This window comes from Streptomyces sp. P17 (assembly GCF_032436805.1).
In the GTDB taxonomy this organism is placed as follows: Bacteria; Actinomycetota; Actinomycetes; order Streptomycetales; family Streptomycetaceae; genus Streptomyces.
In genome coordinates this window covers 1-249 of sequence record NZ_JAVRBF010001253.1, presented here as the reverse complement: position 1 = coordinate 249, position 249 = coordinate 1, and the positions used below count along the sequence as shown (strand labels likewise).

The 249-nt window shown below is 58.2% G+C and carries 1 protein-coding gene; it reads left to right on the top strand.

What is annotated here, in order from left to right:
* Nucleotides 1–249 (top strand): hypothetical protein (locus tag RMT89_RS44590; RefSeq protein ID WP_315889462.1); only part of this gene is annotated, 249 nt, incomplete at both ends.

Here is a 249-nt window from a genome sequence, read left to right as displayed (position 1 = left end):
CAGGCGCAAATATCGGCGCTTTCGGATTTCATAACCGCGTTATCAATCCCTCCGGCCAGATATGGCAACGGGCAAACAGCGGCGCGGCTGCCATTACCGATGTAACTTATGCATTCGACCGCTGGTACGGTCTGACACAGAGCGCAGGCGTGACCGCTTCTCAGGTCACGAATGCGGAGAACGGCACGCCATTCATGATGCGGTTGTCGCAAGCAAATGCGACGGCGCAACGGTTCGGCATCGCGCAGG